This is a genomic window from Blautia sp. TF10-30 (assembly GCF_003481245.1).
Classification (GTDB): Bacteria; Bacillota; Clostridia; order Lachnospirales; family Lachnospiraceae; genus Fusicatenibacter; species Fusicatenibacter saccharivorans.
Map to the genome: position 1 here is coordinate 12,178 of NZ_QUKM01000025.1, position 7,999 is coordinate 20,176.

At 49.2% G+C, this 7,999-nt stretch carries 10 protein-coding genes and 2 pseudogenes; 11 read left to right on the forward strand and 1 reads right to left on the reverse strand.

Features of this window, described 5'->3' with window-relative positions:
• From DXD02_RS14880 to DXD02_RS14925, 10 genes and pseudogenes are all read left to right on the forward strand, one after another.
• Positions 1 to 1,297: MobA/MobL family protein (locus tag DXD02_RS14880; RefSeq protein WP_243108257.1), on the forward strand; the 1,297-nt coding region annotated here is incomplete at its 5' end.
• The gene (locus DXD02_RS14885) at positions 1,294 to 3,165 is read left to right on the forward strand and encodes an AAA family ATPase (RefSeq protein ID WP_021682896.1); all 1,872 of its coding nucleotides are present in this window, start codon (positions 1,294 to 1,296) and stop codon (positions 3,163 to 3,165) included. The genes DXD02_RS14880 and DXD02_RS14885, both read left to right, overlap by 4 nt.
• A 142-nt stretch (positions 3,166 to 3,307) precedes the next feature.
• Entirely contained in the window at positions 3,308 to 3,466 is a 159-nt protein-coding gene (locus DXD02_RS14890) for a transposon-encoded TnpW family protein (RefSeq protein ID WP_002593332.1), read from the forward strand.
• Between the two features lie 41 nt (positions 3,467 to 3,507).
• Positions 3,508 to 4,323, forward strand: a pseudogene (locus DXD02_RS14895) (VirD4-like conjugal transfer protein, CD1115 family); the annotation flags it as partial.
• Positions 4,324 to 4,542: 219 nt separating this feature from the next.
• Entirely contained in the window at positions 4,543 to 4,683 is a 141-nt protein-coding gene (locus DXD02_RS14900; RefSeq protein ID WP_007037419.1) for a Maff2 family mobile element protein, read from the forward strand.
• Between the two features lie 267 nt (positions 4,684 to 4,950).
• Entirely contained in the window at positions 4,951 to 5,436 is a 486-nt protein-coding gene (locus DXD02_RS14905) for an RNA polymerase sigma factor (RefSeq protein ID WP_015537032.1), read from the forward strand.
• Positions 5,429 to 6,133 carry a zf-HC2 domain-containing protein gene (locus tag DXD02_RS14910; protein WP_015537033.1) on the forward strand — a complete coding sequence of 235 codons (705 nt, stop codon included), beginning with the start codon at positions 5,429 to 5,431 and terminating at the stop codon, positions 6,131 to 6,133. Before DXD02_RS14905 ends, DXD02_RS14910 begins: the two co-directional genes overlap by 8 nt.
• Positions 6,134 to 6,291: 158 nt before the next feature.
• Positions 6,292 to 6,750, forward strand: a complete 459-nt coding sequence (locus DXD02_RS14915) for an RNA polymerase sigma factor (protein WP_442859399.1) — start codon at positions 6,292 to 6,294, stop codon at positions 6,748 to 6,750.
• Positions 6,728 to 6,925 carry a helix-turn-helix domain-containing protein gene (locus DXD02_RS14920; protein WP_055185243.1) on the forward strand — a complete coding sequence of 66 codons (198 nt, stop codon included), beginning with the start codon at positions 6,728 to 6,730 and terminating at the stop codon, positions 6,923 to 6,925. Before DXD02_RS14915 ends, DXD02_RS14920 begins: the two co-directional genes overlap by 23 nt.
• Before the next feature lie 57 nt (positions 6,926 to 6,982).
• Entirely contained in the window at positions 6,983 to 7,393 is a 411-nt protein-coding gene (locus DXD02_RS14925; protein ID WP_023921374.1) for a hypothetical protein, read from the forward strand.
• 42 nt (positions 7,394 to 7,435) lie between these two features.
• Here the strand turns inward: DXD02_RS14925 and DXD02_RS16450 are convergent, their stop codons facing one another.
• Positions 7,436 to 7,852 carry a hypothetical protein gene (locus DXD02_RS16450; protein ID WP_223453585.1) on the reverse strand — a complete coding sequence of 139 codons (417 nt, stop codon included), beginning with the start codon at positions 7,850 to 7,852 and terminating at the stop codon, positions 7,436 to 7,438.
• A 76-nt stretch (positions 7,853 to 7,928) separates the two neighbouring features.
• On the opposite strand from DXD02_RS16450, the pseudogene DXD02_RS16455 reads away from it, so the two are divergent.
• Positions 7,929 to 7,999 (forward strand): annotated as a pseudogene (locus DXD02_RS16455) (plasmid mobilization protein); the annotation flags it as partial.

Here is a 7,999-nt window from a genome sequence, read left to right on the forward strand (position 1 = left end):
GACCCTATGGAACGCCGTGGAAAAAGCCGAGCGTGGAAAGAACGCCCAGCTTGCATACAGCTTTGACATTGCCTTGCAGAATGAATTTTCCCTTGAGGAAAACATCGCTCTTGCAAGGCAATTTTTATTGGAGAACTTTGTGAGCCGTGGCATGGTGGTTGACTTCGCCGTACACCAGCCAGACCGGGAGGACGGCGGCATACCAAACCCACACTTCCATGTGCTTTGTCCCATCCGCCCCATCGAGCAGGACGGTAAATGGGGGCTAAAGCAACGACGAGTGTACGAGCTGGACGAGGACGGAAATCGTATCAGAGACCAGAACGGCGAGTATGTTTTCAATGCCGTTCCCACTACCGACTGGGGCAGTCCCGAAACGCTGGAACATTGGCGGCAGACATGGGCGGAGCTATGCAATGCCAAGTTTGCGGAAAAAGGGCTTGATGTTCGTATCGACCACCGCAGCTATGAACGGCAAGGCGTGGATTTACTTCCCACTATCCATGAAGGCGCAACCGTCCGGGCAATGGAGAAGAAAGGTATCCGCACCGAGAAAGGCGAGTTCAACCGCTGGATCAAAGCCACCAACGCCGTGATCCGGGACATCAAGAAGAAAATCACTTCGCTTATGGGCTGGATAGCGGATATGAAAGCCGAGCTTGCCAAGCCACAGGCACCCGACCTTGTTTCTCTGCTGAACGCCTATTACACCCAGCGCAAAGCCGGGGCGTATTCCCAGAAAGGCAAAATCAGCAACCTAAAGGAGATGAACGATACTTTCAATTATCTCCGGGCAAACGGCATTTACTCCCTTGAGGATTTGGAACGCCGTGTCAGCGAACACAGTGCTGCCACAGAGAGTTTGAAGAAAACGCTGGACGAACAGACCGCCCGAATGAAAGCAATTAAGCAGCTCTATGACAGCTCCGCTGCTTTCCAGAGCTTGAAGCCTGTCTATGACGGCTTGCAGAAAATCAAGTTTGAGAAGCCCAGAGCCAAGTACAAGGCAGAGCATGAAGCGGAACTGAAACAGTTCTACGCCGCCAGACGCAAGCTGACCGGAGAGTTCCCGGACGGCAAGGTGGATATGAAAAAGCTGACCGAAGAGTATGACGAGCTGGAACAGGCGCACAACACCACCTATGGCGAGTTTAAGACTGTCAGAGACGATTTACACCGTCTTTGGAAGGTCAAGTCATGTGTAGATACTGCCGCCCGATTTAACGAGCGTACAGAGGAACAAATGCACCAAAATCGACCCCAAACACGACACAAAAAGGAGGAACTATCCCGATGAATTATACCCAAGCGCAGATTGACCGGGCAAACGCCGTCAGTCTGGAAGATTTTCTCCGCACACAGGGAGAGACGCTAATCAAAAGCGGACGAGAATACCGCTGGAAAGAACATGACAGCTTGACCGTCCGTGGAAACAAGTGGTTTCGACACAGCCAGAGCAAGGGCGGCTATCCCATTGATTTTGTCATGGAGTTTTACGGCAAGTCCTTTCCCGAAGCCGTCCAGCTTCTGACCGGCGAAAGCGGCGAGGGGCAGACCGAAGCCGCCACAGCACCGCCCACAGCGTTTCACTTGCCCTTGCACAACAGAACAGCCGACAGAGCAATTCAATATCTTTGCGAAAGCCGAGGTCTCAACAAAACGCTTGTTGAGGCTTTTCTTCTTTCCGGGGATATTTACGAGGACGCAAAGCGGCACAATGCTGTGTTTGTCGGCAGAGACCGAAGCGGTACGCCGAGATACGCCCATGTGCGAGGAACGGCAGACCCATTCAGACAGGACATTGCCGGGTCTGACAAATCCTATCCGTTCCACTATGAGGGAAACGGCAACCAGCTCTTTGTCTTTGAAGCACCGATTGACCTTTTGTCCTTTATCTGCCTTTATCCGCAGGACTGGCAGACAAGGAGCTACCTTGCCCTGGGCGGCGTTTCAGGCAAAGCCCTTGACCGTTTCCTTTCTGAACGCAAGGACACCCGAAAAGTGTTCCTCTGCCTTGACAGCGACACCGCAGGAAGTGAAGCCTGCACCCGGCTGGCACAGGACATTCCCGGCGAGATCGCCGTCATTCGCCTTGTCCCGGCAAGGAAAGACTGGAACGATGTTCTCCGTCAGCAAGGGGACATTCCCAGCCGCAAATTCATAGCCGAGACAATCACGATGCGAGAGCTGCCCACCGCCCAGCCTGTCCCAATGCTCCGTATGGCTGATGTGGAGCTGACGAGCGTGGATTGGCTATGGTTTCCGTATATCCCATTTGGAAAGCTGACCATCATACAGGGCAACCCCGGCGAGGGCAAGACCTACTTTGCCATGCGTCTTGCGGCGGCTTGCACCAACCGAAAGCCCTTGCCCGGTATGGAAACCCTTGAGCCTTTCAACATCATCTACCAGACCGCAGAGGACGGCCTGGGCGATACCGTCAAGCCCCGACTGATGGAAGCGGAAGCAGACCTTGAAAGAGTGCTTGTCATTGACGATAGGGACACACCGCTGACCCTTGCCGATGAGCGCATAGCAAGGGCAATCCGGGAAAACAACGCAAGGCTTGTTATCATTGACCCGGTGCAGGCGTTTCTGGGCGCAGATGTGGACATGAACCGGGCAAACGAGGTGCGCCCGATATTCCGCAGTCTGGGAGACATTGCACAGGCTACCGGGTGCGCTATCGTGCTGATTGGACACCTGAACAAAGCCGCAGGAACGCAAAGCACCTACCGGGGATTGGGGTCTATCGACATTACGGCGGCAGTCCGCAGTCTGCTCTTTATCGGTAAGCTGAAGGACAGCCCCACAACAAGGGTGCTTATCCATGAGAAAAGCTCCCTTGCGCCGCCCGGACAGTCCCTTGCCTTTTCTCTGGGAGACGAGAAAGGCTTTGAATGGATAGGAGCTTATGACATTACCGCTGACGAGCTTCTTGCCGGGACGGACACCGCCAAGACCGAAAGCAAGACCGCACAGGCGCAAATGCTCATTCTGGAACTGCTTGCAGATGGAAAGCGTATGCCGAGCGCAGAGCTGGAAAAGGCAGTCAATGAGCGTGGGATTTCCTCACGCACCATGAGAACGGCAAAGAGCCGTATCGGGGACAGACTTGTGACCGAGAAAGACGGCACCGCATGGGTCTGCTATCTCCGAAACTGACAACAGGAACACGGCAAGCGTGGCAAAGACGGCAAGGGTTTTATAGATACCTTAATGTTGCCGCCTTGCCTTGTTCCCTCATACTGACACCGCCCGATGATGAACAGTCACCGGGCATTTTTCATTTACAGGAGGATTTTGAATGAACAATACCGCAACCAACAGTACCCCTTGCCCGACTGTGAGAAAGCAGATCGGCAAGACAACCTATATCGTCCGTGTGCATTTCAGCGAGACCGCCAAGGAGACAATGGAGGACAAAATCAAGCGTCTGCTCCGTGAGGAAGTCCGCAAAATGTGACTTCTTTTTGAATTTGATGAAAAAGTCCTTGACTTTTCGTCTCTGGCAAAACAGCCAAGTCGATTTTGATTTCCTGCGGCGCTCGCCTTGCCGTGTTCGACATTGCAGAGTTGCGTGAGGTCACGGCTTATGATGAGCTGGAGCTGGATACTCTGGGAGACAGGAAAACTGCTCTGTTCCTCATTATGAGTGATACGGATGACAGCTTTAACTTCCTGATCTCCATGTGTTATACCCAGCTTTTCAATCTGCTCTGCGAAAAAGCCGACGATGTGTATGGCGGCAGGCTTCCGGTTCATGTGCGCTGTTTGATTGATGAGTGTGCTAACATCGGGCAGATTCCGAAACTGGAAAAGCTGGTGGCCACCATCCGAAGCCGTGAAATCTCTGCCTGTCTGGTGTTGCAGGCACAGAGTCAGCTCAAGGCGATCTATAAGGATAACGCAGATACCATCATCGGTAACATGGATACATCCATCTTCCTGGGCGGTAAAGAGCCGACTACCCTCAAAGAGCTGGCTGCCGTGCTGGGCAAGGAAACCATCGACACCTACAATACCGGAGAGAGCCGTGGGAGGGAAACCTCCCATTCACTCAACTATCAAAAATTGGGGAAAGAGCTGATGAGCCAGGATGAGCTTGCTGTTATGGATGGAGGCAAGTGTATCCTCCAGCTGCGCGGTGTGCGTCCTTTCCTTTCGGATAAGTACGACATCACCAAGCACCCCAATTTCAAGTACACTGCCGACGCGGATGATAAGAACGCTTTTGACATTGAAGCATTCTTGTCTGCAAGGCTGAAACTCAAGCCCAATGAGGTCTGCGATGTATATGAAGTAGACACAAAGGGCGCTTAATTTCGTTCCGCTTTAGAAGGGAGTGATCTTATCTATTCGCCGCACCTGCCCTCTATGGGCCATTGGCGTACAAAGCGGACAATCGCGAGAAAAAATAATGAAAAAGGAGGACAGCCGGAATCATGCCCCCGGAAACCGGGCGGCAGATTGTTCCGGCTTTTGTATGCCTATGAAACATGACAAACATATTTTTTAATCAGATTCCGGCTAACAAACTATATGGCATTTTTTGAACAGGCAATCACCGTTCTTCAGACCCTCGTTATCGCGCTCGGTGCCGGTCTCGGTATCTGGGGCGTTATCAACCTGCTGGAAGGTTACGGCAACGACAACCCCGGCGCCAATGCTCATGTACGGTAGAGAAGCACAAGACATGGATAGCCAGCCCTGCCACTATTCCGAAGTCAGGGGAACGCAATAGAAAAATTCATAGCTGTATGCTATACTTAATTAGCATTTGAACATATCAAGCTGACACAGCAATCTCTTTGCTTGCCGTTAATGCGCGTCTACCAATAGTCCGCAGAAAGCAAGAGTAGCGTAAAGGTATAAAAATTTCAAACTTCTTTGTAACGAAATTCCGATTTCTCCGTCTAACCTATGAAGCTGAAGGAGGTGATGACAAGTATGGACTATGAAAAGCTCTATAAAGCCTACTATTTACAGGTATACTCGTATACTATTTCTCTTGCTAAAAATCGTGAGATAGCAGAGGAAATCACGCAGAACACATTCTATAAGGCTGTTTCTACAACATCACAATTCAAAGGTAAGTCAGATGAATTGACATGGCTCTGCTCCATAGCAAAAAATCTTTACCATGATGAAATGCGAAGCCGTCAGCGAGTAGCTGATGTGAGTGAAATCAATGACTTGCCATCAAATGAAAATGTTGAGAACTCAGTTACAGATTCTGACATGGCGTTCCGCATACACCTCGTTCTTCACCGTTTGGAAGAACCATACAAAGAAGTCTTTCAGCTTCGCGTATTCGGGGAACTATCTTTTTCACAAATCGCTGCAATTTTTGGAAAAACAGAATCATGGGCGAGAGTTACTTATCATCGTGCAAAGCTAAAAATTCAAGAAAGGATGGATGAAAAGCATGAGTAAACAATGCGATATTGTTCGAGATATTCTTCCGCTGTATGTTGACGGTGCTTGCAGCGAAGCAAGCGCAGAGATGGTAAAAGAGCATTTGAACGCCTGTGCTGACTGTAACGCAATTTATCAGAAATTGCTTTCTCACACGAGCGAAGATGTTCTTCACGAAGAAAGCGAAAGCGTTATTATGCGCCATGAGGCAAAAGAAAAGCAGAGGGGCAGAAAAAAGATAACGATTGCTGTTCTCGTTTCCATCACTCTTTGTATCATTGCAATTTTTACAGCTCTCTTTCTGTTACCTATAAACATTGCTTATGAGCCTGTCAAAATCGACTTCCCATTTGAGGTTGAAGATGTCGAAAGCGTTGAAATGTACCACTATGACGGAGTGCCTGCATCAGCAGAAAAGAAAGTAGTTGTTGCTGAAAATGATATAAAGACCCTGTATGATAAGTTCAAGGGCTTATCCCTAAAAGACAAAACAACTGAGGAAACTGCTGGAGCAGATGTGACCAGCTTTAGATTTAACCTCTCAGATGGAACAAGCTACGATTTGATTTACGCCTGCTATGGAGTTAAAAACGGCGAATTGAAGTCAGAAGCAGGCGGTTTTAAGTATTTCACAAGTGCGGATATTGGCTCTTATTGGAACAATTTGAATACGGAACTTGAAGCAATTCCTATCAATGAGAGTGAATTGCCGTGAGCAGATAGCAAACCCAGCCGAGCCTGTCAACAGTCAAGATGAACGGCGCAAATGCGCCGCCGTTGACAGCCCCGCCCGTCTTTGCTGTTCGGTAACCAAGAGGGCGACAGCATAAAATGCTGCCGCCCTCTGCCATTATTCAGAAAGGGGGATTTTCCATGACCGAACACGAAAAGTATCAAGAACATATTCGGCATACACACGATGCCTTTTGCAAGACTGTTATTCGCCACGCTGCCATAGACGCAGCCCGAAGCATACGCAGCCGCCGCAAGCGGGAAATCTCGCTTGAATATCTGATAGAAGAAAAACACTATCCATTCAGCACCACAGATAAATACTTTACAGAGCAATCCGGCATGAACAGCTATCCGCTTTTCGTCTGCGGCCAGATGGTGCTTTTGGAAAGTCCAGAGCTTGCCGCAGCCCTGTCCGCACTATCACAGATGGAACAGGAAATCATTTTCCTATACTACTTCCAACGATTGACGCATAGGGAGATTGGACGGAGATATGGACGGGCAGGCAACACAACCGGGCGGCGTATTCAGACGATTTTGCGGCGGCTACGGGCAGAGTTGGAGGGCTTGTCCTATGAGCCAGCTACTTTCCTATGAAACAATCGTTAAGGCAAGCGAGGGCGACCCGGAAGCTGTTGCCGCCGTCCTATCCCATTATGCCGGATATATCCGCTCTTGTGCGAAAATGGACGGACAGATCAACACAGATATGCAGGAACATATCGTCGGGCGGCTGATAGAAAGCCTGTTGAAGTTCCGCTTTGACCGCTAAGCAGAAAAGTTGTATAATTAGAGCCTGACAAATTAAACTTTAATGGGGGTGGAGCAAATGGAACAGATTATCAATTATAGAGACATACCCACAGATAAAAGGCTTGACATATTAAATGCTCTTGAGCGAATAGGTTTTTTTCCTGCATACGGCGGTGTGAAAACCATGCAACAAATTATGGAAAAGTCAGTTCCGGGTTCAGGTCCACAATTCTATTTCGTTTTCCGTGAAAATGAGTTGATAGGGTACAATTTTCTCATTGGTGACACTAAGAAATATAAAGCGTTCCCATGGCTTGCTATTAGCAATATGGATGAGCAGAAGTTGGCTGTTTGCGAAGAACTGATGAAAATACAAATTGCTTTTTTTGAAGAACTCGGAATGCAAAAGATAGCAGATCATTGCGTTAGGATTATGGAAGATTACAGAAAAGGGATTGGAAAGCGAAAAGAAAGCGATTGCAGATAAATTCCATTTGAAAAACGGCTGACAATTTAATACCGCCGCCCATCACAGCGGCATATAAGCAGTAAATCTTGAAAAAGGTTTGCTGCTTTTTTTGCGCCTATTTTCAAAAATCTTTGGCAAACCACACCGCCGGATTGTTGTAGGGAGCAGGACGGGGAAATCAAAAAAATTTCCGCTGCATTTGCCAAAACGCACCTTTTTCACCGTTGTAGTGGTGAACAGCGGGCAGAACACGCCGCCGCAATCGCTATATTGGTGGAGCAAGCCAGTATATCCGCAAACCAGAGCCGCCGAGGAAAGCGGCAGTTTTTTAGAGCAAGATTCTACCGCAGTACCAAAATTCGCTTTTCGCTCATTTTGCCCCTGCGGGAATCTTGTTGGGGAGTGCCTTCCCCAAACCCTGCTTATGCGGCTTGCGCCGCTTAAAAATCCATCAAAATATTTTTTCGGATTTTTCAAAAACAGTTCCGCTTCACACCCCGTTTTTCTCCTATTAGTGAGAGGACACCACGCACAGAAAGGAGGTCTGCCGACCATGAAACGATACAACACACCGCACCGCAGCCGGGTAGTCAAGACACGCATGACCGAGGAAGAATACGCCGA